Raw genomic sequence first — 26,608 nt, forward strand, 5'->3', positions numbered from 1 at the left:
AAGATGGTAAATAACATATTGAAAAATATTCCTGTAGATGGTGTAAAACATTTATATGTTGATAACACAGTTTTAGATACTGTAGTTAACGATATATATCCTTCATTACCTTATAAATCTCTTTATGATTATCAGTACGAGATATTAAATACTATTTCTCATAATAATGTGTTTGTTAGTGCTCCTACAGGTAGCGGTAAGACATTGGCATTTGCCCTTGCCTATGCTCGTATGAGAGAGCACCGTCCAGATGCTACTATGCTTGTTATATATCCACGTAAGGCATTGGCAAGAGATCAGATGATTGCCATCGGAGAGATTTATAATTATATTCCCCATATGAAGTCGGTTAAGCTTATGGCCTATGATGGAGATGTGTCATCACTTCAGAAAAGGGAAGCTTTGCTTGGTGCCGATGTCATTGTCTCTAATTTTTACGGTATCCATGTTTATCTGGCCAATCATGGTTCATGGGCGAGGTTTCTGTCTAAGCTTTCTCTTATTGTTATAGATGAGACTCATTTGTATTCTGGTGTATTTGGTACACATGTTTCTTATGTCATTCGGAGACTTAGAAGACTGGCATCTATGTATGGAGCATTTCCTAAGTTTTTACTCTTGTCTGCTACAGTTTCTGAACCTGATAAATCGGGTGAGCTGCTTGTTGGTTTGCCGTTTGTCTCTGTAGAGGTTTCTGGTCTGTCTATGCACTCTAAAGATTTATATTTTCTTACAACATCTTCTGGTAAGGAGAAACGACTGCTTGTATCACTTATACAGCAGCTTATAGATTACGGATATAGGGGCATGGTATTTTTTAACTCTCGAGAGGAAATGGAACGTATTTACTATGCTATGAGAACTGGGGAGTATGGCGATGAGGTTGCACCATATCGTGCAGGGTATGATGCCGATGAAAGACGGAAGATAGAATCTGTCATGCGTAATGGTGATATATCTTTTCTTTTGACAACTTCGGCTATGGAACTGGGTATTGATATTGGTGATATTGATGTGACGGTTTTATACGGTTTTCCTACGACAGGTTTTTCCTCTTTTTGGCAGAGGGTCGGACGTGCGGGAAGAAAAGCACACGGATATGTCTTTACAGTACTGAAATCGTCCAATGCTTTGGATATGTATATTTACGACCACCCGGAGATGGTACTAAGTAGAAGAGGAGAACCTCTTCACCTGGATATTACCAATGAAGACATAGGAGAGAAGCAGATCAGATGTGCCGCGTGGGAATATCCGCTGAAAAAGGATATAGATAGTCGATATTTTCCGCGTGAAATAATAGATGTTTTTCTCAAAAAGCATAAAAGCAAGCTTATAGTTTCTGATAAAGGGGTAGTACTACTTGATGCTAAACCACATCATGAGGTGTCACTTGATGAGGGTGATAGTGTCAGTTTCCACATTACCGATATGGAAACAGGTAACATGATAGAAAAAGTGCAGATGTGGAGAGTGTTGAAAAAACATTATCCTGGTAGCACCTATTTTTATATGGGAAAGTCTTATCTTGTAGAGCTTATAGATTTAGATAAAAAATTTGTAGGTGTTAAACCTGTCCATGGCATATCTGAAACTATGCCTGTAGGTTGGGAGGATATTCGTGCTATTAATGTAGCAGCCAAAAAGAAAGTAGGAAGTAGGGAAGTTTATCAAGGAATTTTGGAGATAGAATCGTATACCGTAGGTTATTCCGATAAAACAGGTGTGTATCTTTATAATGCTCCTCTATATCGCAAATTTTTGACAAAGGGAGTATGGTTTGATGTTTCTCGTGATGATTTAGAAGTATCGTCATCTATGCTTCATTTGCATATACCCATGCTTGGAACAGCTTCTATTACTCAAGATGAGATATTTGCTGGAGCTCTTCATGCACTTGAGCATATTCTTATCAATGTCTTGTCATTAATATCTATATCCCCTGATGATGTTGGGGGATATTCTATTCCGTCTATATATAGACATATTGTGGAAGAGATGCAATTTTCCTCTATCGTTTATGTTGAAGAGAGGCAACAATTTCCTAGGGTTACATTAGATATTAAAGACCAGGCTAGAGTGTATATATACGACGGTCATCCAGGTGGTGTGGGTATAGCCGAGCGAATCTTCGATAAGTTCGAAGATGTTGTCGTATATGCTGCTCGTCGTCTTGATGATTGTTCCTGTAAAAAGGGATGTCCTGCATGTGTTATGAGTCATCAGTGTGGTAACGGAAACAGACCGCTTAATAAACTCGGAAGTAGGTCTTTACTTCGAACACTTTTTCTGGTATAATCATTTTGCGACTGGCAAGAGTCAGGGTTAGGCTGGAAGCCGGGATAGCTCAGTCGGCCAGAGCGGGTGATTTGTAATCACCAGGTCGCGGGTTCGAGTCCCGCTCCCGGCTCCATGAAAAGGGGCGGTGAGCCCCTTTTTCTTGTTTTGTTGGATTATATTGTTAAATAATTGTTTTTAGTTATGTGTGAACGATGTTTATATGTGTGGTATGATTGTGTTGTGAACAATGTTTATGAGGAGGTGAGATGTATGGAAAATGCCATACATGTGGAAAATTTGGTAAAGAAGTATGGAAACTTTGAGGCTGTTAAAGGTATATCGTTTGATGTTAGGAAAGGGGAGCTATTTGCCTTTCTTGGGCCTAACGGGGCTGGTAAATCCACAACAATTAATATTCTTGTGACAGTGCTGAAACCCACATCGGGTATTGTTTATGTAGCTGGTCATGATGTTGTTAGAGAAAAGTTGCAAGTGAGACAGCGTATAGGTGTTGTATTTCAAGATCCATCTCTTGATTCTCGTCTTACCGTTGAGGATAATCTTAAGATACATGGCTATGTTTATGGTATTTATGGCAGAGAACTTCAGAAACGTATGGATGAGGTCCTAGATATTGTTGAGCTTAAAGGAGTCAAAAAAAGACTTGTGAAACATCTATCTGGTGGTATGAGAAGAAGACTTGAAATAGCTCGTGGACTAATGCATACACCACAGGTGTTGTTTTTAGATGAACCAACAACAGGTCTTGACCCACAAAACAGAGCTAAAATTTGGGATTATGTGGAAAATATCCGTACCACTGGAACAACGGTGTTTTTTTCTACTCACTATATGGATGAAGCAGAATATGCTGATAGAGTTGCTATTATGGACCATGGAAAAATTCTTGCCCTAGATACGCCAGATGCCTTGAAGAAAGGCATTGGTGGCAATATGATTGTTATTGGTGTGAAAAAAGACAAAACTGATAGTGTGTTGGAAAAACTAAAGCAGATGGGCTTTACACCACATAAGGCAAATGATGGCAAGATATGGATACCTGTATCTGACACGGCCTCAACAATTCCACAGCTGTTTAGTGCTTTGGGAGATGTCATTACTGAGGTTGATATTCGTATACCAACGCTCAATGATGTGTTCCTCACATTGACAGGTAGAGAGCTGAGAGATGACGAGTCTTCTCCGGAGAAATTTGTTCCAATGAGGTTTAGGAGGTGATTACCATGGGGCTTAGAGTAGCTTATATTGTGTGGTGGAGAGAGCTTCGTCGTTATATGCTTGATAGAGGAAGAATGATAGCCATGTTCTTTCAGCCATTGATGTTTCTTATTGTTATGGGCTATGGTATTAACAGCGTTTTCCCTAAAGATCTTATGGGGTTTGACTATATGAAATTTTTATTTCCTGGTATCTTGGCTATGACAGTATTTATGACGGCATTTATGGGAGGTATTACTGTTATCTGGGATAGAGAGTTTGGATTCTTAAAGGAGCTTATGGTAGCCCCGGTCAGACCGACTTGGGTTGTAGTTGGGCGGATATTGGGTTCTGCTACTGTTGCTACTATTCAGGGAATTATCTTTATGATAATAGGCTATTTTCTTGGTATACGTCCCGATCTTATGATGACATTGAAAATTGTTGCCACGACCTTTGCCCTTGGTATTATGGTTGGGGGATTAGGCATATATATGGGTAGTGCTATGAAAACTACAGAGAACTTTATGGCACTGATGAATATGATTGTTCAGCCTATGTTATTCTTGTCAGGTGCATTTTTCCCTATAGATAATATCCCCAACTGGCTTAAGTGGTTTGTGTATGTCAATCCGCTAACATATGCTGTTGACCTGATGCGGCATATTACTGCATCTATGATAAAAATAGAGACACTTTCAATGCCACAGATACCGCAGAATTTACCACCTCAGGCTATGCAAGCTCTTAAGCCTATTATGGATATGCTTAATTCACTGATGTCAACGAGACCTAATGTGACACACTTTTCTATGCAAACCGACATACTTGTAATGGCAGGGTTTACTGTGGTGTTTGTTTTGCTTGCTGGTTGGAAGTTTGCCGTATCTGAAGGGGTGTAAGAGAAGTATTGACAGGGTGGGGGGTTGATGATATAATACTTTTGCGACTTGAGGGTGGGGCCGTAGCGCAGTGGGAGCGCGCCTGCTTGGCATGCAGGAGGCCACGGGTTCGAATCCCGTCGGCTCCACCACCTCTTAGGAACCACCCCCTACTGATACAGGGGCCCACACTATGGGTCCCCATTTTTCGTTTTGTAGTACCTTTTCGTTGTTAATAATTTCTGCCTCATGTTTTCTGCGTATACTAGGATTTCCATTTTGGGCTATCGGGCATGGAGTTTAGAATATCTGGAAATACATATTTCCTGATGTGGTTAATTGTTTTAAAATCGGTGAAAATGCAACAATTTGTTACATTGAATACATTTCTCTCTATGTTCTGTAGAGAAAATAATAAAGGGAGGGGATTTCCCCCTCCCTGACCCTGCGGGAACGGTTATGTAATATACCGTTATTATCTGAAGAGCTGAAGGACGCTCTGAGGAGCAGTGTTGGCCTGGGCGAGCATTGCTGTAGCAGTCTGCTGGAGAATCTGATCTCTTGTTGCATACAGCTGCTCTTTGGCCATGTCTGCGTTGTAAATTCTGTTCCAAGATGCCTCTACGTTGACCTGTGCAATCATGACAGTCTCTTCCTTGGCCTGCAGACGAGCCTGCAGAGCACCAATACCTGCAATCCACTCAGATGTCTTACGAATAGCTGCATCAACTTTCTGGAGTAAGACGTTGGCAGAAGCGTTTACATTGTTAGAGTCAGTTACGCCAGATATACCAGCCTCTCCGGCAACACCCAAGGAAGCATAGACGTCTGCCACAGTAAATTGGGCGGATGCAGGTGTGAGTCCTTGTGTGGAATCATAGACTTTAGCGGACACGGCAGTAGTTGTATCGTCGGCAGTTGTTATCATAATACCAAGCTTGTCTGCATTACCTGCCCAATCTGTCCAAATGGACTCATCGTTTGTAATTGTTCCGTTATTGAATACAAACTTGAACTGTCTGTCCCATGTTGTTGTCTCAAAGGAATCTGCTCCTGTTTGGAACTTGAATGTAGTAGAAGCAGAACTGGTTGTGTCTGCTGGTTTGGAGTCATCAAGCAGACCGATGTCGTTCCATCTGGTCTCGTGGGCAATACGCACAATTTCGTGCATGTACTCTCTGACCTGCTGGGCAATAGCGAGACGCTCTTCTGTGCCCATTGTATCGTTTGCTGCCTGGGAGATCTTGTCACGGATATCAAGGAGTAGGTCCTTGATCTTTGTCAAACCACCCTCGGCAACAGAGAGCATGTTCTTGGCATCAGAGATGTTGTCAAGGGCAACACCAAGACCACGGCTTCTTGCTTTCAATTTTACTGAAATTCTGAAGCCCGCAGGGTCGTCTGCGGCCTTGGTGATACGTACGCCTGTTGCCAGGCGCAGCTGTCTGAGAGCCAGGTCATTGTTGACCAGCTTCAGGCTGTTCAGGGCATTCATAGCCCCAATGTTAGTGTTAATACGAGTGAGATCGGCTAATGCCATCTCCACTCACCTCCGTCCATGGATTGATAGTCTCCCCATCCTTGGGGAGCCATTATTATTATCGGAGGAACTCTTCAATATTTAATACCCCTGAGTTAGAATATAGACATGTGGAGGTGATAGGTGTGAAAGTAATGGTAGGCGATAATGTTTTGGAGCTTAGTGATAAGCTGTCTATTAAAACACCACTTGGTGTCTATGATGGATATGTTCTTGATATGATGTCTTCTTCCTCTGCCGGTGTGATTGCTGCGGAGGTGGATGGTGGTGTACTTATTATCAAAGGAGGCACTGTTGATGATATAGCTATTCGTGGATATATAGATATTCTTGTCCTTGACAGTGTACAAGTTGCTTATTTAGAGGCAAAGGTTGGACAGATGATCTTTATGGGGAGTGCTGTGGAGAGGGCGCAAGTTCAGGTGTCTGATGTTTTAGAGATATCTCGTAGTAGTGTTGCGAATATAGATATTGTAGCAGAGCATCTCAAGCATTTTCATGTACGACATAGCGATATAGCGAATCTTATTTTAAAAACAGATAAGATAGATAGTTTGATTCTGTATGGTACACGTAAAAAGCCTATAAACATTAATGGGGGCAAATGGGAGATAGGTGCAGTGGATACGATGTGGGTTAGTGGTAATCAGCTTTGGGATAAAGGCTTTAGATTAGAGATAGATCATTACAGACATTTCTTAGGTGAGAGCCTAAAATATGTAGAACTCAAAGATGCCTATGTTTCCAGATGGCTGGAAATGTTGATAGCATATAGAGATGTAGAGAGAGAGTTTTCTGAACTCTTGTAAGGGGAGGGGATAAAAATGATAGACAGAGAAGTTTTGAGACAATGGTTTGAAGACCATAAGATGGAGGCTGCTCAGGTTCTTATGGATTTCATCAAAACGGCCCCTGTTAACCCTCGTAGTGGTGAGGGAGGTAAGGGAGAAATTGAAGCTGCCAAGGTGCTTAGCGGTTATCTTGAGAAGTGGGGTTTTGAGGTAAACCGTATAGATGCAGAAGATCCTGAGTTTGGTCCAAGACCTAATATATGGACTGTTCTTGAAGGTGAAGACACATCAAAGACTGTATGGCTTATTGGTCATATGGATGTGGTCTCTCCTGGTGACCTTTCTCAATGGGATACAGATCCATTTGAGCCTGTTATGACAGAAGACGGTTGGATTATAGGTAGAGGCTCTGAAGACAATGGACAGGGTATTGTATCCAGTATGTTTGCACTAAGGGCTATGAAAGAACTGGACATTAAGCCTAAATACAATGTTGCCGTGTTGCTGGTTGCCGATGAAGAGACAGGTTCAGATTATGGCCTTGCCTACCTTGTGAAAAAAGGTCTGTTTAAAGAAATTGATATGGCTATTGTTCCCGATGGTGGTACACCCGATGGTCACTTTATTGAAGTGGCTGAGAAATCTATTCTGTGGCTACGCTTCACTGTGAAGGGCAAGCAAGCACATGCTTCCATGCCACCGGCTGGTGTTAATGCCAGAAGGGCAGCATCTTACCTTGCTGTGTATTTGGATGAGTATCTTCACGATGTCTATGCTGATAGGGATAACCTCTTTGAACCACCATATTCTACATTTGAGCTGACAAAGATAGAATCCAATGTAGATAGTGTTAATATCATTCCCGGCAAAGATGTATTTTACATGGATATGCGTATACTTCCCCAGTGGAAACTTGATGATATTATCGACGATGTGTATTCCATAGTTAGCAAGGTGGAGTACGAGTTTAAAGTGTCAATTTCTGTTGATGTTGTTCAGAGAAATGATGCTGCACCCCCCACATCTCCCGATGCTGAGATTGTGAGAAGGCTGAAAAAGGCGATAGAAATAGATAGAAATATAACCCCTGTTGTTGGTGGTATTGGTGGAGGCACAGTGGCTGCTCATCTAAGAGAGGTTGGTGTGGATAGTGTTGTATGGGCAACAATAGAAGAGTTTGCGCATCAGCCTAACGAGAGGGCACATATAGATAATCTTATTGGTGACGCACGCACATTTGTGCTCACACTAACACTTGATGAGTTTTAAGGAGGGTGCCATTTGCAGGTATACATAGATTTACATGCACTGATTCACAATGCGAGATATATATTAAGTAAAACCGGTGATAAACAGGTTGCTGCTGTTGTTAAGGGAGATGCCTATGGTCATAGTATCTCCCTTGTTGTTCCTACACTTGTATCACTCGGTATCACTCGTTTTGTGGTGTCTAACCTTAAAGAGGCATATGCCGTATGGAATTTAGGTGCCCAGTGGATACTTGTTTTACACCCGTCACTAGAAGATATTAAAGAGCTTGAGTATTTGCCTGCACCGCTAAATAGTGCTATTCGCATAGCTGTATGGGATTTTTCAATACTTGATATTGTTCCCCATCATGTGCCTGTGCATATTGCACTCTCAACAGGATTTGGTCTTGGATTAGAAGAGATACCGGATAAGTTTTCTAACATTTATGTTGAAGGAATTATGGGGCATATGCCATTTTTAGATGACACATATGATCATCAAATACTTCGTGAGAAAATATATCAGTCTTTCGTTGATAGTGCTAAATATTATGCGGAGAAACACCATATTCCCGAAATACATCTTTGTAATAGCGCCACACTTTTTTATTTGAGTGGTTGTAAAGACACGACAATGGTTAGAACAGGTGTTGGTATTTATGGATACATAGAGGCCAGTAGTAGTAGACCAGAGTTAAAACCTGTAATGTACCAGGTTGGTGAGATTATTTCCATTAAAGATGTAAAGAAAGGTGATACGGTGTTTTATGGTAATGTTGCGGAAAACAATATGACGATTGCATTTGTAAGAGCAGGTTATGGTGATGGCTATGCAGGAGGTCATTATGCGTATCATGTTGGTAGCAAACAATACATTTCCCGGGTATTCGATTTAACCATGAATGTGACGGCATTTGATGTATCTGGTGTCAGTGCCAAAGTGGGGGAGAAGCTCTTGCTCTTGGGGAATAAAGCTAGGATTAGAGCCGATGAGGTTGGTAAACAAACTGGTGTTTCTACAGAAAAAGTTTTAACGAAGGCAGGACTATCCCGTAGGATAGTCCTGCCTGAGGATATTAAAGACCTCTTACAATCATAACAGGAGTTTGCTGATCTTGGTTACCAGCGGGGTTATCCATAAGCACATCTTCAAGAAGTTTTCTATCAACACCATCAGATGCTCCAACAACCCATGCACCGGTGAGGTCATTGGCATCAACAATAGCTGCTTCAAGGCCTGTTACCTCTTTAATTTTCATAGCCACGGCATCAGAATCTTCAGGACCTAAGATGATGTAGTAATCATATGGTGCCAAACTGGCTGGCATATCGTCTATAAGGGCAGCCTGGTCACCGGCTGTTTTATAGAACATACCTCTTTTACCTGTCAGTCTGCCTATGGCACCATATATTGCTGCCTTTAGTATAGGTAGGGTTCCCGTTTCTTCTATAAGTACTTGCATAGCCATAGGGTTGGCAAGTGGGGCAAGGAGTGCAAATGGTTCGCCGTGATGTTCTTTAAGACTGTGGAAGGGATTGCGTTTTTCTACGAATGATGCTAACAGCCAAGCTAGAGGGCCATAACCTACACCGTCGGCCATGTAAAACATACCCTCAGTGATGGCCGCCACACATGATGCTATTACAATAATATCTCCGTCTTGCCTTATATTTCTTGTGTATAGATCTGCTATGTCCCATATTTCGTCTCTTTCATCAACGATCTTTGTCTTTATAGGTATCTTTTCTACGTGTGGGTATTTTTGTTTAACCTCGGCAACCCATTTATGCTCTCTGGCATCTATTTTTACGCCAAATATGTCTTCGTACATCTGCCTTAGTTTGTAGTACTTGGGAGATACGGCTATGCCCATTTCCATAACATGTTTTGCCTTATCCTCCATACCTTTGATGAGGTATATTGTGGCGAGGTTGATAAAGTCGCTTTCGTAAAAGTTGGATGGGGTTAAAGCCAAAAATCTTTCATATAGCTCAAGTGCTCTATCGATTTCTTCTCTTTCCATATACACCTTGGTTAACCTTTTATATACGTAACGGGCTGGATCAATAGTGCTTTTCGTAATTTCATCTTCCATTTCGAGAATTTCCTCCCATATTTCTATACCCTTGTCTTTTTCGTCTACAAAGAAGTAATACAGGTCTCCGAGGAATATGCGAGCCCATAAGTTAGAAGGTTGTATTTTAATATATCTACGATATAGCTCTATTGCCAGGTTTTCTTTTTGTTCTTTTAATAGAAAGAAAGCATATAATCTCGTAAGTCTTGCATCAGGTTCCATGTCAAGGTGCTTTTTAACGGCTCTTTTGGCTAATTCATGATGTCCTTTTTTCCACAAGTATCTTGCACCGCGATAGATAATGTAGGGATTATCTACATAACCACTTGTGATATAACGAGCATATTTTTTGTCGGCTAATTTTTTCTGCCCTATAAAGTCAAGCATCTTGCCATATATCACTTTGTATCACCTCTGAATGTATAGGATTGCCCACATACTTATTAGTGTGAGCATATACTCAATTACCATAATATCAAGTTTTTCGAGTATTCTTGGTATATGTTTAGGATGAAGCATCAGGAAGATGGCAAGACCTATCGCTATAACAATGAAGCTTTCGATTAATGCCCACGAAGATAGAGCATAATTTATGTATTTGATACCAACAAAAACTGTGATGGTTGCGAAAATGAGATAATGGGAGGGGATTTTTAAAATGCTCTTTCTGTAGCCAATGCTAGCTAGCTTCGCCATGCTGGCTACTGTACCAATGGATGCCAGTATCAACGCTATTTTTCCATATAATGGCATATGGTGGATAATGATGCTCTTGCTTATAAAACCGCTAAATAGAGGTACTCCGGCTATACCTAATATGCCAATGAGTAAAAATATGTATCTGTACATAGGAAATTTAGCATGTTTTAGAGCTTTGATGTCATAATGTCCAGTTTCTTCTACCTGATCGCCAACGGTAAAGAACAGTAGCGACTTAAATATACCGTGGTTAAATGCATGTAGAGAACCGTATATAGGACCACCGGCAAGTACATATCCCATCTGAGATATGGTGTGAAATGCTAGTATACGCTTGACGTTAGATTCATTGTATGCAAGGATAACACCTATGAGTGCTGACAGTAGGGCTATAAAAGTTATGGGAATGTAGGCATGTTTTAGTATTGGGGTGCTAGTGAGCCTAAAGATGACAATGCTCCCCATTTTCACGAAGCTACCAGACAGTATGGCGGATACCTCTGTTGGAGCGAGGCTATGAGCTGCAGGTAACCACATGGAAACGGGAAATACGCCAGATTTTAATAGCAAAGGAACGATGAGCATAGATGCTATAATTGGCGAGATTTCGCCACTTATGCGGGTAATATCTAGTGTTCCTGTATGCATATAAATAAGTCCTACGGCTGTAAGATACATGGTAAAAGCAAAGTAGCTAATCATGAGATACTTAAGTGATGCCCATAGATGTTTCCAGTTTTCTTTCATTGCAATAAGGATGTAAGCGATGATAGAAGAAAGCTCTAACATGACATATATATTAAAAAGGTCAAGTGTAATGGCTGATGTATTGAGGGTTGATAGCAATATACTGGTGAGAAAGTAAAACAGGGGAGGATAGTTCTTCTTAAACGAAGAAATCCAACTTGTTCCTATCACGGTAACAAATAGAAGAGTGTATATAAGTGATAGGTTATCAAAGCGTAAATGAATGCCTCTTAGTATCCATCCACCTGTGTATTCATCCATTGGCATGGCAAGCATGAGTTTGTAAATAATAAGTAGGTCCAAGAGAACTGTAAGAGTTGCCAATATCTTATGTATTACCTTTGTTCTGAAAAGCAAAAATAATGGTGCAAATAACATGGGTACCAAAGTCAAAAGTGAAGGATAGACATGAATATCAATGCTCACGGTCTATATCCTCCTGAAGTTTTTTACTGCTTAGAGTTCCTTTTTTGAGACTTATTAACATGGTGAAGACCAGTGCCAGTGACATAGTTGCAAAACCAATAACAATAGAGGTAATGATAACAGCTTGTGGTAAGGGGTCAGCATATGGACCATTGGTATTAAGAATTGCTGGTATGCGATGCTTTAGTCCTGCAATAGATACAAACAATACTACAACTCCGGCATTCATAATACCTAGAGATAGGAGCTTTAAGAGTATATTGTCTTTCCAAATTATGCCAATGCCACCTATAGCAAATATTACAACGGCTATGGCAATGTAAATCATCAGAATACCCCCCTATGCTTGATGAATGTCTGGGCTATTGTAACGGCACCAATAAGCACCTTGATGCCTATCAGTGTATCAACTATAGAAATGATTCCACCGCTGACAATGTGTCCTGGTGTTCCAAGTGGAAGGAAATTCTTCATGGGATACATGCCTATAAAGATGGGAAGAAGCACCAGCGCAAATATAGTTGCAAGAATGCACATTTCCCATATAGCCATATATGTGTGGTTGAATTCTTTTTCTATATCTTCCATTGGCATGGTAAGAAACACTAAAACGGCTCCTGTAGCACCGACGATACCACCAACAAATCCTCCACCTGCACTAATATGTCCGGCAACCGCTATATACATACCCGTAATGAGAGACGCTCCAAATATAAGATCTGTATATATGATAATAGCCTTTTCCCGCATGGGTTTGTGTTGTTCCAAAGTTGGCATATGCCCCAATAGATGTACAACTCCCTGTACTGCAACAGTAAATACCAATATCTCAAAGAGCGTATCAAAGAGTCTGTATCCCAAGTAATAAGCTGCTATGACATTGATAGCGCCCGTATCTTTGACTGCTCCTGTAACATTGTCAGGTTGAATATATGATATGGTTTCAGCTGATATAAGAAGCATGACAATAAACATGCCAAATAATATAACTGATATCAACCTAATATTCTTCATCGCTATCACCTACAAGAAAGTCTTCTAAACTTTCGTATATATCTTCACTATCGGTTTTTACATATATAGCAAATCCTCTTAAGTGATATGGTAGTGGAGTATATCCGGGTAGAGACAGATTGTCTTTCAGCCCTCCACATATGATGTCAAATTGAAAGGATCTGTCGGTTTGTAAATCTTTATGAGAAGGTGTTTCTGCAATACGGGTAATTTCTAAATGCATAGCATTTTTGTCGGCAAATCGTTTTAGCAGATGATATTCACTACCTGCAAAGCCTTCTCTTGTTCTATAGAAAAAAGGTTCTTTTCTTATATATGCTACTTTTATAGAACCTCGGTGCTTCATTGCAACGATATAAATAAAAGTTGTGAATACAGCACCTAAAGTGGCTTCTGCCATAGCAACATCAGGGGCTCCCATTGCATAGTAGTATGTAGCCATAGTGATACTAAATGCCCCCATAAATATAATGGCACGCATGGGATTATGACTTAAAACAACTCCTATGGCAAATACAATTCCCATAATTCCTAGCACAATTTCCATATTAGTCTCTCCTCAGATAGAAGGCTCTTGCTAATATATGGCTTGTCATAGGCCCTAATATGGCATATAGAAGTAACATAAAGATTGTTTTCCATATGTCATGAAATTGGAAGATAACGCCAAGGAGAAATAGCAACATACCTACAGTATCTGATATGGTTAAGAAATGTAGTTTCTCCATGTAATGTTTCCTGTACCACATACCCAATGTGCCTATAACCATGAATATGGCACCTATTGTAAGTAGTATGTTTGAGATAATTTGCATATTAGCTCCTCCTTGAGTTGAAATAAGCTAGTATCATTAATCCACCTATACTGAGCATCATATAAGCTATGGCTGCATCTATGGCCCATTCTGCGCCGATAATAACAGAGAAGAGAATCATTAAAGCAATGAGTTTTACCGTTAGACTGCTATATCCGAGAAGCATTTCCCATGGATTATGAGCTTTAACGATATATAAGCCACTTAGAATTGCCGCAAATAAAATAATGTATCCTACTATGTTCATCGTTTGTGCACCTCGTGTATGTATAACTCTCCTGACTTGCTGTCATAGTCAAAAACAATTGACATAGGGGTTGCTGTAATATTGATTGTTTGTGAAAATACGTCCTTTGTGTGGACTTGTCTATGAATGACTTTACGTTTTAATTTATCTGTAAACCCTATGGTCAGTACAATGCTTTCGTAGATACCTTTGATGAGAGATATGGGATATCGTTGCAAGGTACGGCTAATGTCTCCCAGATGGCTGTGTATATCCCTTTTTTCCAATATCCAACTAATTCCAATAGATAATATAAACCCAATGACCAGGTCTTCTCCTGATCGTCCCCCCATTATGTACCATATGAGAAGCAAAAATATCACCCACATACATATATTTTAAGGGAGAATACGTTATATGCGGTCTTATATAGTGGGGCTTGACACACATCTCAATATTTGATATACTACCTCTTGCAAGGTCGCGGGGTGGAGCAGCCTGGTAGCTCGCCGGGCTCATAACCCGGAGGTCGCGGGTTCAAATCCCGCCCCCGCAACCAATTCTCAGTGGCGGCGTAGCTCAGAGGTAGAGCAGGCGGCTCATACCCGCCGTGTCCGGGGTTCGAATCCCTGCGCCGCCACCATTTTGCTTTTGAAAAATGTTTTATGCGGTGTAAAATACAGTAGGTAGCGAGTTTAATGTATAAGAGGTGTGGTCTGTGCTGGAAGTAGAGATAGAGAGTTTGGAGCATCTTGGTGATTTGCTTGATGAATACTTAGTGCGAGCTTTTTGGATACTATATACAATGTTTAATGTCTATCCTCCTTATGGAACGAGGCCACGCTTTGATGAGCTTGTTAACATGCTTTACGATAACCTCGCAAACGGGAAGGTAGATATCAAGTTCATTGTTTCGGAAAACGGTGAGGTTGAAGGAGTTATATTTATAGGTTTGGATTCTTTGGGTATGATTGTTTCTCGTAAAACAGTTTACCTGCGTTGGATAAAGACGATAGAAGTATAAGGGGGTATGTTATATGTTTGGTAGAAAAGCTAAGATTGTTGTTACAATGGGTCCTGCTCTTGAAACAGAAGAGAAGATAAAAGAGGCAATACTTGCTGGTGCAGATGCATTTCGCTTAAATTTTTCACATGGTAGCCATGAGGAGCATTATAAAAGATTTACTCTTGTTAGAAAGGTGTCAGAAGAGCTGGGAGAGTATATTCCAGTTATTCAAGATATTCAGGGTCCCAAAATTCGTATTAAAGAGATCGAGGGAGGACAGTGTGAACTCAAAGATGGTGACACCGTTGTGTTGTCATCTAAAGGAGATGTAGGAGACTGCCATATCCTATATGTAGATTATCCATATCTTGAAAACGACTTAAAGCCAGGTGCATCAGTATTTATAGACGATGGAAAGATAAAGCTGAGGGTTACCCAGAATACCAAAGAAGGCGTTGTGTGCGAAGTTGTAGCAGGAGGCATTGTAAAGCCGCATAAAGGAGTAAATATCGTTGGTGTTAACCTTACTATTCCCAGTGTGACAGAAAAAGATAAGAAAGATGTGCTCTTTGGAATAAAGATGGGAGTAGATTATATTGCCCAATCATTTGTCAGAAGCCCTGATGATGTTATGGATCTTCGCAATTTTCTTGTTCTCAACGGTGGTAAAAACATTGGTATTATTGCCAAGATAGAGAAATATGAAGCAGTAGAAAACTTAGAGTCTATTATTCTTGTGGCAGATGCTGTACTTATTGCCCGTGGTGATCTTGGTGTAGAAGTGCCTATTGAAGAGGTGCCTGTTATACAGAAAAAGATTATCAAGATGGCTAGAAAGTATGCTAAGCCTGTTATCACGGCAACTCAAATGCTGGAATCTATGATTTCATCTCCTATGCCTACAAGGGCAGAGGCAACCGATGTTGCCAATGCTATCTTTGATGGTACCGATGCCGTTATGCTTTCTGCAGAGACGTCTGTGGGTAAGTATCCTATAGAGACTATTAAAACCATGTCTCGTATTATTAAGAGGGCGGAAAAAGCCCTGAAAAATGGAGAAGTGCCATACTATGAGAAAATTATGCCTATGGCCGGTTTTACCGACGCCATTGGTTTGGCAACATGTGAACTTGCCAATACGACATCTGCGAAGGCTATTATTACATCAACTGAATCTGGTAGAACAGCTAAGCTTGTTGCCAAGTATAAACCACAAGCATATATTGTTGCAGCGAGCCCAAGAGAAGAGACATTGAGGAAATTAGGTATTGTTTGGGGAACATATCCGCTTTATATACCTCCGTTTTCTAGTGTAGATGCTTTACTTTCATCTATTATCGATGAAGCCGGTGCTAAGGGATATCTTGAAAGTGGTGATGTGGCTGTCATTACGGCTGGTGATTTTGTTGGTGTTGAAGGCACCACCAACCTTATTAAGATAGCGACTTATACTCCTGTGATTGCCAGAGGTATAGGCATTGGATCGGGCTTTATTGTAGGTCGTATTACTCGTGGAGAAACAGATGGAGAGGTTCTAGTCGTTGATGATATAGCATCTATAGAACAGGTAGATGGACATGTTAAAGTCATTCTTGTGAAGAAAAAAGACTTTGGAGTTAGTGCCAATATACCCGCAGGTATGCCTATGGTTATTGGGGTTGGGGATGCAATTGATACACTAAAAGATGGAGATCTTGTGTCGGTGGATGTATATCGAGGTATTGTTTATGGCGGACAAATTATCAGAACCGGATAAAAAATCGCAGCTTAGTATCGGCGCTGTTATAGAATCTATGCTTGTTGGCATACAAGTAGCTCTTATCATATTGGCTCTTTGGACTGTTGTAGCGCTGGCGGTGCATACTTATTTGATAAAAAAGTCTGTTATGACAATTAAACAGGTTGCAGGTAGACAGGTGAAACCTGTGTGGTTTTATGCTGATGTGGATAAGCTTCGAGAAGATGTTGCACTAGAATATTTGCTTATGACAACAACATCTACAGGTATGATTATAGTTATTCCGGATGATGAAAATGGTAGATAAAAAGATTGTTGAGAGACAAATAGGGCGGAAGTTAACATTTCCATTTTTTGTTGTTGTTCGGTGTAGATATGGATGTCCTGTTGTTGTTGCATCAGCTCCGCTGTGGAAGGCTAAACCCTTTCCAACAGTATTTTGGTTAACATGCCCTATCTTAAATAAGGCGGTAGGGGCATTAGAATCTGAAGGATACCAAGATTCGTTAACTTATAGTGGAGAAGATAGAAAGTTTCTATTTACAAGGCTGTATCTAGCCGGAGTTTTAGGGGTAAAAGAAAAGGTAACTTTTTACCCTAAGTGGGGGAGAATAGCAGGGGAAAGGCTAGGCCATATTAAATGCCTTCACGCTCACCTTGCGGTCTTTCTTGCCACAGGTGAAGGCCCAGGTAAATTTGTGTGGTATAAGGTAAGAGACAAAATGGAAAAGTGTAATGGACCCGAGGTGTATCTTGGTATTAGTAAGGTGAAGGTAGAGGAGGGTTAGCTATGAATGGAAGATTGCACCCAGATGCAGAAAAGGTGCTTAGAAAAGCAATAGATTTACAAAATGAGGCAATAGGCAAGAGATTATGGGCAGATGCCTATTCTTATAACAAAGTATCTCCCTTGTTTGTGTTTCTTGCCATTTTGAAATTGGAAAAGGCTTCTGAAGCCGGAAAGCTGTTGTTGAGGAGAAAACCACCAACGATATTGAGATTTGTTCTTGATAAGCATATGAGAACGAGGGAGCCACACATATCGTTTGTTAAGACATCTGAAATGTTTGCTAGGGCTTCCAGTCTGGCCAAAGACAGATATATTACATCTGTTGATTTGTTGGTAGCGGCATCAGAAGTTGACAATATGGTATACAGCGTGCTTCATTCTATGTTTGGTTTGGACCGCATTGAACTTGAACGTATGTTTAGACAATGGGAAAGGGAGAGGGGACATCTATTTACAGAGGTAGAGGATAATACAGATCCATTGTTCGATATGTTTGTTGATGATTCTGATGAGGACGGATTTTATGATGATGAGGATGATGAGGAACTATATGATGAACGCGATGATATGGAAAATGAGGGACCAAGAGGTAGGATGCCATTTCGAAAGGGACCTGGTAGAAAAAAAGATACTTTAGAAGAGGCTCTGAAATTTATCACTAACTTTGGCCGTGACCTTACCGAGGAGGCCAAGGCCGGTAAACTTGAACCACTTATTGGTAGAAAAAAAGAGGTTTTAGAGCTCATTGAGATATTGGGTAGGCGAATAAAGAGCAATCCACTTATTATTGGTAATCCCGGTGTTGGTAAAACGATGATTGTTCATGGTTTAGCCTCTCGTATTGCATATGGTGAGGTTCCCGATTACCTTAAAGATGCCCATATCATAGAGCTTGCAACATCTGCCATTGTAGCCGGTACAAAGTACAGAGGCGAATTCGAGGATAGACTGAAAAAGATTATTGATTTGGCTGTGAAATACAGGAATAATATTATATTGTTCTTTGATGAAATCCATACATTAATTGGTGCAGGTTCTGCTGAGGGAGCTCTTGATGCTGCAAATATCCTTAAGCCAGCATTGGCAACAGGACAGCTTCGGGTTATTGGGGCTACAACTTATGAGGACTATAAGAAACGCTTCGAAAAGGATTCTGCCCTTGTTAGAAGATTTGTTCCCGTATATATTGATGAACCTAGTATTGAGGAAACAAAGGAAATACTCCTTGGTACACTTCATCTATATGAGTCTCATTACAATATCACTATTCCTCCAGAGCTCCTGGAGCCTATAGTCAAGTTGTCTAAACGTTATATATCCAGTAGGTATTTGCCAGATAAAGCGGTAGATGTACTTGATAGGGCGTGTGGTCGTGCAGCACTGGAATATTTAAACTTGAAAGACACAGCTTCTATGCTTGGAAATAGCATAGCCCGTGAGGATGAGATGTTCTCTCAGGGCTTTGTAGCCGGTTTTAAAGAGGAGACTATTAATCGCCAGATGCTCTATGAAAAATTGAGATATAAAGGTGAGGCAACACTGCGTATTGACCATGTGCTTGATGTTATTTCTGATATGTCTGGGGTGCCTGTGTCTCGTATATCTGATGATGAGGTGAAGATGCTACGTAATCTTGAAAAGTTACTGAAATCTCGCGTTGTGGGACAAGATGAGGCTATACAGAAGGTTGCTAAAGCAGTTAGAAGAGGTAGACTTGGTATACGCAACCAAAATAGACCTGTTGCAGTATTCCTATTTATGGGGCCAACAGGTGTGGGTAAGACGGAGCTTGCCCGTGCTCTTGCAGAAATTGTATATGGTAGTGAAGATAACATGATAAGGCTTGATATGTCTGAGTATATGGAGCAACATTCAGTATCTAAGCTCTTTGGTTCTCCTCCTGGTTATGTAGGATACGGTGAGGGAGGTCAATTGACGGAAGCTGTAAGACAGAAACCTTATTCTTTGATTCTTCTTGATGAAGTCGAAAAGGCCCATCCAAGGGTATGGGATACATTCCTGCAGGTATTCGAAGATGGTTTTATGACCGATGGTCAGGGTAGAAAGGTTGATTTTAGAAATACTATTATCATTATGACATCTAATGTTGGTGCCGAAAAGCTTAAAGAGGCACGAATGGGATTTGTTGGTGATAGTAGTAAGGAAATCAATGAGATACTGGCAGGTGAGTTAAAGCGTACATTTAGACCCGAGTTTCTTAACAGAGTTGACTCTGTGGTCTTCTTTAAGCCGCTAACAAAAGAAGATATGAGAGAAATTCTGTATATTACCATATCAAAGTATAAGACAGCCCTTGATGAGAAAGGAATTCGCTTTAGGTTAACCCGTCGTATGGAGGACTTACTCCTTGAAAAGGGATTTGACCCAGAGTATGGAGCAAGGCCGATAAGAAGGGCTTTGGATGAGTATCTGTTTAATCCCATTGTTGATTATTATCTGGAGCATGGTGAGGATGCAGTTTCTGGTAAAGAACTTATTATTGATTGGGATCCTAACAAGAAAGAGGTTGTTATTGATATCGATAACAATGCCTCTGGGAGTGAAAAGGCTCAAAAGCATGAGGTGGCAGGTACGGGAGTATGAGAAAAAAGGAGAAAGGCTTTATTTGTACAAACTGTGGTTATAAAGACAAATATTTTCATGTTGTCTGTCCCAATTGCGGGGCAGAGGATAGTATGATAGAGATAGAAAAGTATTTGGAGAAAGAGGGGAGTGAAAGCTCCCCTTCCGTTTTTTTATTATCCGATATTAAGGAAGAAAAAATATACCGTTATCCTACCTTGTGGCGGGAACTGGATTATGTCTTAGGTGGTGGTATTGTCAGTGGCAGTGTTATTCTTCTTGCTGGACCACCTGGTGTTGGTAAATCTACACTGGCGTTGATGCTAACAGATGCCTTTCAAAGTCCTATGTATATATCTGGTGAAGAGAGTTTATCCCAGGTGGGGGCTCGTGCAAGACGTATAGGTGTTAAAGATCGTGTAGCCTTTGCGTTTGCCACATCGTTTGATGAGATACAGGCTATTGTAAATAGTCGTAATATTGATCTACTTGTTATAGATTCACTGCAGGTTATGAGGGCCCAGAAGAATGTTTCATTTGTCAGTCACAATGAGGCACGTATTTTCATGTCAGAGCTGGTCTCCCTTGTGAAGAAAAAAGGTATTACCACTCTCGTTTTAGGACATGTTACAAAGGAAGGGGCTGTTGCCGGTCCTAAAACGGTTGAACATCTTGTTGATGTGGTTTTATACCTAAACACCACATCCCGCTCCAGCATCCGCAGTTTGCATGTAGGAAAAAATAGGTTTGGCCCCAGTGATGGAGTTATGTTTATGCAAATGACTGAACAAGGAATTATTCCACTCAGTGAGAAGGTTGTTCTTAGTGAAAGTGGTGAGGTAGGACAGGCCTATACAGTTGTTATGCAGGGTAACACTCCTAGTATTATCGATATTCAGGTACTTATTACCCCTTCCTATACCAATGTGCCACGTCGTGTTATTGGTGGTTATCCCAATGATAAGTTTTATTTATTACTCGCTGTTTTAGAGAAAAAACTCGGGTTAAAGTTATACAATAAAGATGTATTTGTTAAGGTTTCTGGCGATTATTTTTGGAAAGATTCTGGTATAGACATTGCTATTGTTGCTGGCATATTATCTGCGTATTATAATGTTGCTTTGCCTGGTAATGTTGTTTGGATAGGTGAGGTCGATTTGCTAGGCCGTGTAAGATTTCCTGAGAATGCAGATGTCAGGAAGAATGTTATATCATCTGCCGGTGGTAGTGTAGCAGATGTTAGTAGTATTCATGATGTAAAAACTCTTATTCAGAGGTGGCGATAAATGAAGAAACAGAATGTTTTTAATGAATCATTGTTTTTCTTGCTTCTTGTTATCATTTATGTTCTCATTGGTATTACTACCGCCCGTGTTATCATTGAAATGCTTCATTTTGCAGAAAAAATCACTCCTCAGACGCAAAGTCAGATTACCATTGGAGCAGTAGCATTTGCTATGATTCTTGCATTTTTTACAAGAGGGCTTGTGAAAAAGTGGATGCACGATTTTTCAGAGACTATTAAGCATACCGACAGGGCTACTGTTATGTCTATTCTTTTGGGTATTATTACCGGATCTGTCTTTGCTATTCCATTTGCCTTGGCATTTAGTAAGTATATCTATATTGTTCTTCTAATTACCTTACTTTCACAAGTGTTTTTTAGTCTTATTTTTTATGTCAAGCGATATGAAGCGTTTAAAGGTGCGGAAGTTTCTACTGGAGAAGGTGATGTGTGTCAACCTTCGTATATCTTAGATACCAGTGTTCTTATTGATGGGCGTATAATACGTCTTGTTGAGAATACTGATTGTCTTGATGGTACTATTTATATTCCCGACCTTGTTATGAACGAACTACGAAAGATTGCAGATAGTAAAGAAGAATCTTCTAAAAGACAGCGTGGGCGTAGGGGAATGGAAGTAGTGGAGAAACTTAGGAAGCTTAGACCGAAGAAGGTGATATTCATCAAGACAGGTAGGGGAAAACCTGTTGATGAAATTCTTATTGATGAGGCAAAGAAGAGAAAGGGTTATCTTGTAACGACGGATTTTAATTTGGAACATACTGCTAGACCTCAAGGAGTTAAAGTTATAAATTTCAATGAGATTTTCTATCTACTTGCACCAGAAGTTATGCCGGGTGATGAGATTGAGGTGAAACTTGTTAAGAAGGGTAAAGAGCCATATCAAGGAGTAGGTTTCCTTGTTGATGGCACAATGGTTATTGTCCAAGCTGGAGAGTTCCATATTGGAAAAACGGTTAGGGTAAGGGTGCAAAATGTTAAGCAGAGTCAAACTGGACGTATACTCTTTGCAACAATTATAGATGAGGAGGAAGTGGGTAGTGCCTAATTATCTGGTGCTTCTGGGGGGAGGCAAGTCTACTCGCTATGGTAAAGATAAGCTTTCTGAAAAGTTTATGGGAAAATCTGTTGTAGATATACTGTTTTCCTCTATACCTTGGCAATTATTTGACGAAGTTGTGTGGGTTGGTAATGCTAGCAAGGTCCCTGCCAAATATAGGAGGCAAGTTATCGTAGCACCACCGGGTGAGACTAGATATCTTTCAGTAAAAAACGGATTGGATAAACTCAATGTGGATGACGGCGACAAAGTTCTTATCCACGATGGTGCCCGATTTCTTGCTAGCCACAGTATGTTTGAAAGAGTTATTGCTTATCTTGATAGGTGCGATGTTGTCTATCCTGCAATACCACCTACTGATGCACTTCGCTTTCACCATGAAAATGAAATTAAAACTGTGAGTAGAGAGCATGTTTATAGGGTGCAAACTCCTCAAGGATTTAGGGGAAATGTTATCAAAGCTATTGTTCAAAGTGAGCATAAAGATGTATACGATGAGGTCATGATTGCAGAGAAGTTGGGCTTTCGCATATGTCGTGTTGATGGTGACATTACCAATATAAAACTGACATATCCAGAAGATATTCGTCAGATGGAAAAATGTATTTCGCGATTTATTCCTATACAGTCTATTGGTATAGGATTTGACAGTCATATGGTTGGTGAAGGTGGCTTTCTATATGTTGGTGGAGTAAAGGTTTCTGATGAATATCACTCTATAGGATGGTCTGATGGCGATGCACTTCTTCATGCCACTGTTGATGCTATTCTTAGTGCTTATGGCGTTTCTGAAGATATCGGTAGCCTGTTCCCTCCAGGGAACATGGATTATAAAGGCATACGCTCTACTGAGCTGTTAAGCCGTGTTGTGGAAAAATATGGGCCTGTGAGTCAGATGTCTGCTGTTGTCATTCTTAGCAAGGTGAAACTGAAATCGTTTAGATCTGCTATCATAGAAGAGATAAAAAAGTTAATAGGGGCTGACAAGGTGGCTATCACCTTTAAAACAGCCGAGGGATTTGATGACAATCTGTATATAGCATATGTAATTGTTAGTGTTGTAAGGAGGGATGAAGCATGATTAAAGAGATTCGTATTATGGATACACAAGATAGAGAGTATAAAGTATTTTCTCCTGAAGATGATAAAGTTTTTCCGATGTACGCATGTGGTATTACACCACAGTCTCATCCCCATATAGGGCATGCCCGTGTGGCTGTTGTGTTTGATACCCTTGCCAGACTGCTTACCAAGATGGGATTTGATGTGAAGTATGTTTCCAACTTCACCGATATAGACGATAAAATTTTAGCCAAGTCCAAGGAAGAGGGGGTTGATCCCCTTGTCATAGCAGAGAGGTATGAAAGAGAATATTATCGTGCTATGGATGCTTTAAATGTGCGTGGTCCGATGATATACGCAAGGGTATCTCAGCATATAGAAGATATCATTAAGGCAGTGGAAACACTACTGGATAAGGGATATGCATATGAGGCTCCTGATGGAGTATATTACTCTGTTGACAAATTTCAGGGATATGGCAAGCTCTCTCACCGTAACATAGATGAGCTGATGGCTGGTGCCCGTATAGAAGTGAATCCGCACAAGAAAAATCCTTTGGACTTTGCCTTGTGGAAAAGGGTAGACGAAAACGACTTTGGCTGGCGTTCTCCTTGGGGTAAAGGCCGTCCCGGTTGGCATATAGAATGTTCTGTAATGTCTGTGAGGTATGCCGGCTATCCACTGAAGGTACACGGTGGAGGAGAAGACCTGATATTCCCCCATCATGAAAACGAAATAGCCCAGTCAGAAGCCCTTTATGGTGGAAGATTTACCATTGCGTGGATGCATGTTGGTATGCTGTCTATCAAAGGTGAGAAGATGAGTAAGTCTCTTGGCAATATCTTCGCCCTGAAGGATGCCATCAAGGTGTTTGATCCCATGGCACTGAGACTATTTCTCTTGTCTACATATTATCGTTCACCTCTTGATTACACTCCCCAGTCTGTCCAGTCTTATGAAACGGCTTTAAAGAAGGTTAAGAGGGCAAAGGATATTGTGGAAAGTTCTATTGATAGTTCTGTATCTAAAGAGGCTTTCCTGCCTCACTATGAGGCCTTTTATAAAGCTCTTGCAAATGACTTTAACACAGCAGAGGCCATTGGACATTTCTTTAAGTTTGTGGGCGAAATCACATCTGCTGGTGCTGTTTCTGAAGAGGTCAAAGATATGTTTACCGATATGCTTGAGGTGCTCGGTATTGAAAATATAGAAGATGTGAAGACAGGGGGAGCCGATAAATTTATTGAATATCTACTTGACTTGCGTAATCGCTTTAGAAAAGAAAAAAAATTTGACATAGCCGATGAGATTAGGGATTATCTCAAAGAAAATGGTGTTGTAGTAGAAGACACACCCAGTGGTACAAAGTGGTGGTGGGCATAATGTCTGATAGGAAGTCTTCAGGTGCTTATAGGATATGGGGCCTCCATGTCGTTCAGGAGGCCCTTTCTGAATCTCCCGATATGATAGAGAAGATATTTATTGATAGGGCATATCGTTCTCCGGCTGTAAAAGAGGTTATTTATCAGGCTAAAGAATTGGGCATTCCTGTAGTGCAGGGCAAATTTCCCGAGAAGATTGGTATGCAGATGGGGGTTGTTCGCTTTCACGATATAGATACCCTCAACCCTGCCAAAGATAAGCTTGGTCTTGTGCTTGATGGTATTACCGATGAGGGAAATATTGGATCTATCTTTCGTAGTGCAGCGGCATTTGGAGTATCCTTTGCCATTGTGCCTAAAAGAAGGTTTGGTTCTATATCGCCAGCTGTTGCCCGTATATCCCAGGGTGGAGTGTACAAGGTAAAGATTATAAAGGACAATTTGGAACCTGCACTGAAAAAGCTTCAGGAGATGGGATACTGGATATATGCCACCAACCTTGATGAAGATGCCCAGCCTCTTTATAAGGCAGATATTGCGGAAAATGCGGTTTTTGTCATGGGTAGAGAAGACAAAGGTGTAAGTAAAACGTTGCTAAAGCTGGCTGATGAACATATTTATATACCGATGGTGGGAATGCAAAGCCTCAATGTTGGGGTTGCCACCGGTATTGTACTTTATGAATACAGAAGGCGATGGCAACCCCAGAGGTAGTTATATATCTCTACAACCACACATGTTGGTAAGGTTAGCCAATTCTATGAGTGATGCTGGTGGTGTGCTCTTTGTAGAGAATAAATCTTCATATGGGGTAAAGATGGCATCAAGACCATGTATGCCAACCATTCCATTTTTCTTTCCCTGAAGTAGCATTTCTACAGCATGATGTCCTAAAAATGTAGCGACGAACGAATCAAAGGCTGTTGGAACACCACCACGCTGTATATAGCCCAAAACGCTGACATTGATGGTGATATTGTTTCCAACCACGTCTCTTATTTCTTGCGCATATGTAAATCCGTCAGAGACACCTTCGGCAAGCACTATTACACTGCTTGAGGTTTTTCTTAGAGCACTTTGCCTTTTAAGGAGACATTTTCCTATAAATTCTGCACTTATGGGATTTTCTGGAAATACGATAAAGTCTGCACCACTGGTAAGGCCGGCAAACAGTGCAATAAAGCCGGAGTGTCTTCCCATTACCTCTACAACAAATGCCGTATCTTCTGTCTTTGCTATGTCTCCAATTTTAGCAATGGCATTTCTGGCAACATGTACAGCTGTGTCAAATCCAATAGTAAAGTCTGTACCTGAAAGGTCATTATCTATAGTGCCGGGAAGTCCAATAGTAGGAATACCTAGTTTGGAAAGTTCCCATGCCCCGTGGAGAGAGCCGTCTCCACCGATGATGATAAGGGCATCAATGTCATTAGCTGTGATGATGTCAAGAGCATATCGTTGCCATTCTAACTTTAGAAATCGTTTACTGCGAGATGTACCTAAAATTGTACCTCCTTTGAATGCTATACCTCTCACCTTATCTAGAGAAAGGGGAACGAGGTCTTCATCAAGAAGACCTTCGTATCCCCTCTTAATTCCAAGAATATCAAGACCTCTAGCTATTGCCGTTTCAACAATACTCATTATGGCTGCATTCATACCGGGGGAATCTCCACCCGATGTCATTACCGCTATTCTTTTTATCGCCACAACTAT

General features: G+C 40.7%; 26 protein-coding genes and 4 tRNA genes. 20 read left to right on the plus strand and 10 right to left on the minus strand.

Annotation, left to right across the window (positions count from 1 at the left end; genetic code table 11):
* The first annotated feature begins 3 nt into the window (after positions 1-3).
* From GM182_RS02750 to GM182_RS02770, 5 genes are all read left to right on the plus strand, one after another.
* Complete coding sequence (locus GM182_RS02750) at positions 4-2,298, plus strand: DEAD/DEAH box helicase (RefSeq protein WP_449187069.1); 2,295 nt, start codon at positions 4-6, stop codon at positions 2,296-2,298.
* Between the two features lie 38 nt (positions 2,299-2,336).
* Positions 2,337-2,413, plus strand: a tRNA-Thr gene (locus GM182_RS02755).
* Positions 2,414-2,550: 137 nt separating this feature from the next.
* On the plus strand, positions 2,551-3,519 hold the full coding sequence (locus tag GM182_RS02760) for an efflux ABC transporter ATPase subunit, DrrA-related (RefSeq protein ID WP_449187070.1): 969 nt from the start codon (positions 2,551-2,553) through the stop codon (positions 3,517-3,519).
* A 5-nt stretch (positions 3,520-3,524) separates the two neighbouring features.
* A complete protein-coding gene (locus GM182_RS02765) occupies positions 3,525-4,400 on the plus strand; it encodes an ABC transporter permease (protein ID WP_449187071.1) in 876 nt (291 codons plus the stop codon).
* Between the two features lie 56 nt (positions 4,401-4,456).
* Positions 4,457-4,531, plus strand: a tRNA-Ala gene (locus GM182_RS02770).
* A 323-nt stretch (positions 4,532-4,854) separates the two neighbouring features.
* Here the strand turns inward: GM182_RS02770 and GM182_RS02775 are convergent.
* Positions 4,855-5,919 carry a flagellin N-terminal helical domain-containing protein gene (locus GM182_RS02775; RefSeq protein WP_449187072.1) on the minus strand — a complete coding sequence of 355 codons (1,065 nt, stop codon included), beginning with the start codon at positions 5,917-5,919 and terminating at the stop codon, positions 4,855-4,857.
* Between the two features lie 125 nt (positions 5,920-6,044).
* On the opposite strand from GM182_RS02775, the gene GM182_RS02780 reads away from it, so the two are divergent.
* The 3 genes from GM182_RS02780 to GM182_RS02790 are packed head-to-tail and all read left to right on the plus strand — an operon-like array spanning position 6,045 to position 9,059.
* The gene (locus GM182_RS02780) at positions 6,045-6,728 is read left to right on the plus strand and encodes a hypothetical protein (protein ID WP_449187073.1); all 684 of its coding nucleotides are present in this window, start codon (positions 6,045-6,047) and stop codon (positions 6,726-6,728) included.
* Positions 6,729-6,743: 15 nt separating this feature from the next.
* The gene (locus GM182_RS02785; RefSeq protein WP_449187074.1) at positions 6,744-7,979 is read left to right on the plus strand and encodes a M20 family metallo-hydrolase; all 1,236 of its coding nucleotides are present in this window, start codon (positions 6,744-6,746) and stop codon (positions 7,977-7,979) included.
* Between the two features lie 12 nt (positions 7,980-7,991).
* Positions 7,992-9,059, plus strand: a complete 1,068-nt coding sequence (locus tag GM182_RS02790; RefSeq protein WP_449187075.1) for an alanine racemase — start codon at positions 7,992-7,994, stop codon at positions 9,057-9,059.
* Here GM182_RS02790 and GM182_RS02795 read toward each other — a convergent pair.
* From GM182_RS02795 to GM182_RS02830, 8 genes are read right to left on the minus strand one after another with little or no spacing between them, the layout of a single operon-like run.
* A complete protein-coding gene (locus GM182_RS02795) occupies positions 9,037-10,440 on the minus strand; it encodes a hypothetical protein (RefSeq protein WP_449187076.1) in 1,404 nt (467 codons plus the stop codon). The two genes, GM182_RS02790 and GM182_RS02795, sit on opposite strands and share 23 nt — an antisense overlap.
* Positions 10,441-10,446: 6 nt before the next feature.
* Positions 10,447-11,910, minus strand: a complete 1,464-nt coding sequence (locus GM182_RS02800) for a proton-conducting transporter transmembrane domain-containing protein (protein ID WP_449187077.1) — start codon at positions 11,908-11,910, stop codon at positions 10,447-10,449.
* Positions 11,900-12,238, minus strand: coding sequence for a cation:proton antiporter subunit C (locus tag GM182_RS02805; protein ID WP_449187078.1), 339 nt, complete (start codon positions 12,236-12,238; stop codon positions 11,900-11,902). Before GM182_RS02805 ends, GM182_RS02800 begins: the two co-directional genes overlap by 11 nt.
* The gene (locus tag GM182_RS02810) at positions 12,238-12,924 is read right to left on the minus strand and encodes an MnhB domain-containing protein (protein WP_449187079.1); all 687 of its coding nucleotides are present in this window, start codon (positions 12,922-12,924) and stop codon (positions 12,238-12,240) included. The genes GM182_RS02805 and GM182_RS02810 overlap by 1 nt, the downstream gene beginning before the upstream one ends.
* Entirely contained in the window at positions 12,911-13,471 is a 561-nt protein-coding gene (locus GM182_RS02815) for a Na(+)/H(+) antiporter subunit B (RefSeq protein WP_449187080.1), read from the minus strand. Before GM182_RS02815 ends, GM182_RS02810 begins: the two co-directional genes overlap by 14 nt.
* A 1-nt stretch (position 13,472) precedes the next feature.
* Positions 13,473-13,739: a cation:proton antiporter gene (locus GM182_RS02820; RefSeq protein WP_449187081.1), complete on the minus strand. Its 267-nt coding sequence runs from the start codon at positions 13,737-13,739 to the stop codon at positions 13,473-13,475.
* Between the two features lies 1 nt (position 13,740).
* Positions 13,741-13,986 (minus strand): hypothetical protein, encoded by a 246-nt coding sequence (locus GM182_RS02825; RefSeq protein ID WP_449187082.1) that lies wholly within the window; start codon positions 13,984-13,986, stop codon positions 13,741-13,743.
* Complete coding sequence (locus GM182_RS02830) at positions 13,983-14,339, minus strand: Na+/H+ antiporter subunit E (protein WP_449187083.1); 357 nt, start codon at positions 14,337-14,339, stop codon at positions 13,983-13,985. The genes GM182_RS02825 and GM182_RS02830 overlap by 4 nt, the downstream gene beginning before the upstream one ends.
* Positions 14,340-14,447: 108 nt before the next feature.
* Here GM182_RS02830 and GM182_RS02835 point away from each other — a divergent pair.
* The 12 genes from GM182_RS02835 to GM182_RS02890 all read left to right on the plus strand — a co-directional run bounded on the left by GM182_RS02835 (position 14,448) and on the right by GM182_RS02890 (position 25,606).
* Positions 14,448-14,524: transfer RNA gene (locus tag GM182_RS02835), tRNA-Met, on the plus strand.
* 9 nt (positions 14,525-14,533) lie between these two features.
* Positions 14,534-14,608, plus strand: a tRNA-Met gene (locus GM182_RS02840).
* Positions 14,609-14,683: 75 nt separating this feature from the next.
* On the plus strand, positions 14,684-14,989 hold the full coding sequence (locus tag GM182_RS02845) for a hypothetical protein (protein ID WP_449187084.1): 306 nt from the start codon (positions 14,684-14,686) through the stop codon (positions 14,987-14,989).
* A 13-nt stretch (positions 14,990-15,002) separates the two neighbouring features.
* Complete coding sequence (gene pyk, locus GM182_RS02850; RefSeq protein WP_449187086.1) at positions 15,003-16,727, plus strand: pyruvate kinase; 1,725 nt, start codon at positions 15,003-15,005, stop codon at positions 16,725-16,727.
* Positions 16,699-17,016, plus strand: coding sequence for a hypothetical protein (locus GM182_RS02855; RefSeq protein WP_449187087.1), 318 nt, complete (start codon positions 16,699-16,701; stop codon positions 17,014-17,016). Before pyk ends, GM182_RS02855 begins: the two co-directional genes overlap by 29 nt.
* Positions 17,006-17,497: a DUF501 domain-containing protein gene (locus GM182_RS02860; RefSeq protein ID WP_449187088.1), complete on the plus strand. Its 492-nt coding sequence runs from the start codon at positions 17,006-17,008 to the stop codon at positions 17,495-17,497. Before GM182_RS02855 ends, GM182_RS02860 begins: the two co-directional genes overlap by 11 nt.
* Before the next feature lie 2 nt (positions 17,498-17,499).
* Positions 17,500-20,103 (plus strand): ATP-dependent Clp protease ATP-binding subunit, encoded by a 2,604-nt coding sequence (locus GM182_RS02865; protein ID WP_449187089.1) that lies wholly within the window; start codon positions 17,500-17,502, stop codon positions 20,101-20,103.
* On the plus strand, positions 20,100-21,368 hold the full coding sequence (locus GM182_RS02870) for a DUF7125 family protein (RefSeq protein WP_449187090.1): 1,269 nt from the start codon (positions 20,100-20,102) through the stop codon (positions 21,366-21,368). The genes GM182_RS02865 and GM182_RS02870 overlap by 4 nt, the downstream gene beginning before the upstream one ends.
* Complete coding sequence (locus GM182_RS02875) at positions 21,369-22,436, plus strand: PIN/TRAM domain-containing protein (RefSeq protein ID WP_449187091.1); 1,068 nt, start codon at positions 21,369-21,371, stop codon at positions 22,434-22,436.
* A complete protein-coding gene (locus GM182_RS02880; protein ID WP_449187092.1) occupies positions 22,429-23,529 on the plus strand; it encodes a 2-C-methyl-D-erythritol 2,4-cyclodiphosphate synthase in 1,101 nt (366 codons plus the stop codon). The genes GM182_RS02875 and GM182_RS02880 overlap by 8 nt, the downstream gene beginning before the upstream one ends.
* Positions 23,526-24,893 (plus strand): cysteine--tRNA ligase, encoded by a 1,368-nt coding sequence (gene cysS / locus GM182_RS02885; protein ID WP_449187093.1) that lies wholly within the window; start codon positions 23,526-23,528, stop codon positions 24,891-24,893. The genes GM182_RS02880 and cysS overlap by 4 nt, the downstream gene beginning before the upstream one ends.
* Positions 24,893-25,606, plus strand: coding sequence for a TrmH family RNA methyltransferase (locus tag GM182_RS02890; protein ID WP_449187095.1), 714 nt, complete (start codon positions 24,893-24,895; stop codon positions 25,604-25,606). Before cysS ends, GM182_RS02890 begins: the two co-directional genes overlap by 1 nt.
* Here GM182_RS02890 and GM182_RS02895 read toward each other — a convergent pair whose 3' ends face one another.
* Positions 25,607-26,602, minus strand: coding sequence for an ATP-dependent 6-phosphofructokinase (locus tag GM182_RS02895; RefSeq protein ID WP_449187096.1), 996 nt, complete (start codon positions 26,600-26,602; stop codon positions 25,607-25,609). It abuts the gene before it with no gap.
* Positions 26,603-26,608 lie beyond the last annotated feature (6 nt).

The organism is Zhurongbacter thermophilus, from assembly GCF_026184435.1.
Lineage (GTDB): Bacteria > Coprothermobacterota > Coprothermobacteria > Coprothermobacterales > JAADFF01 > JAADFF01.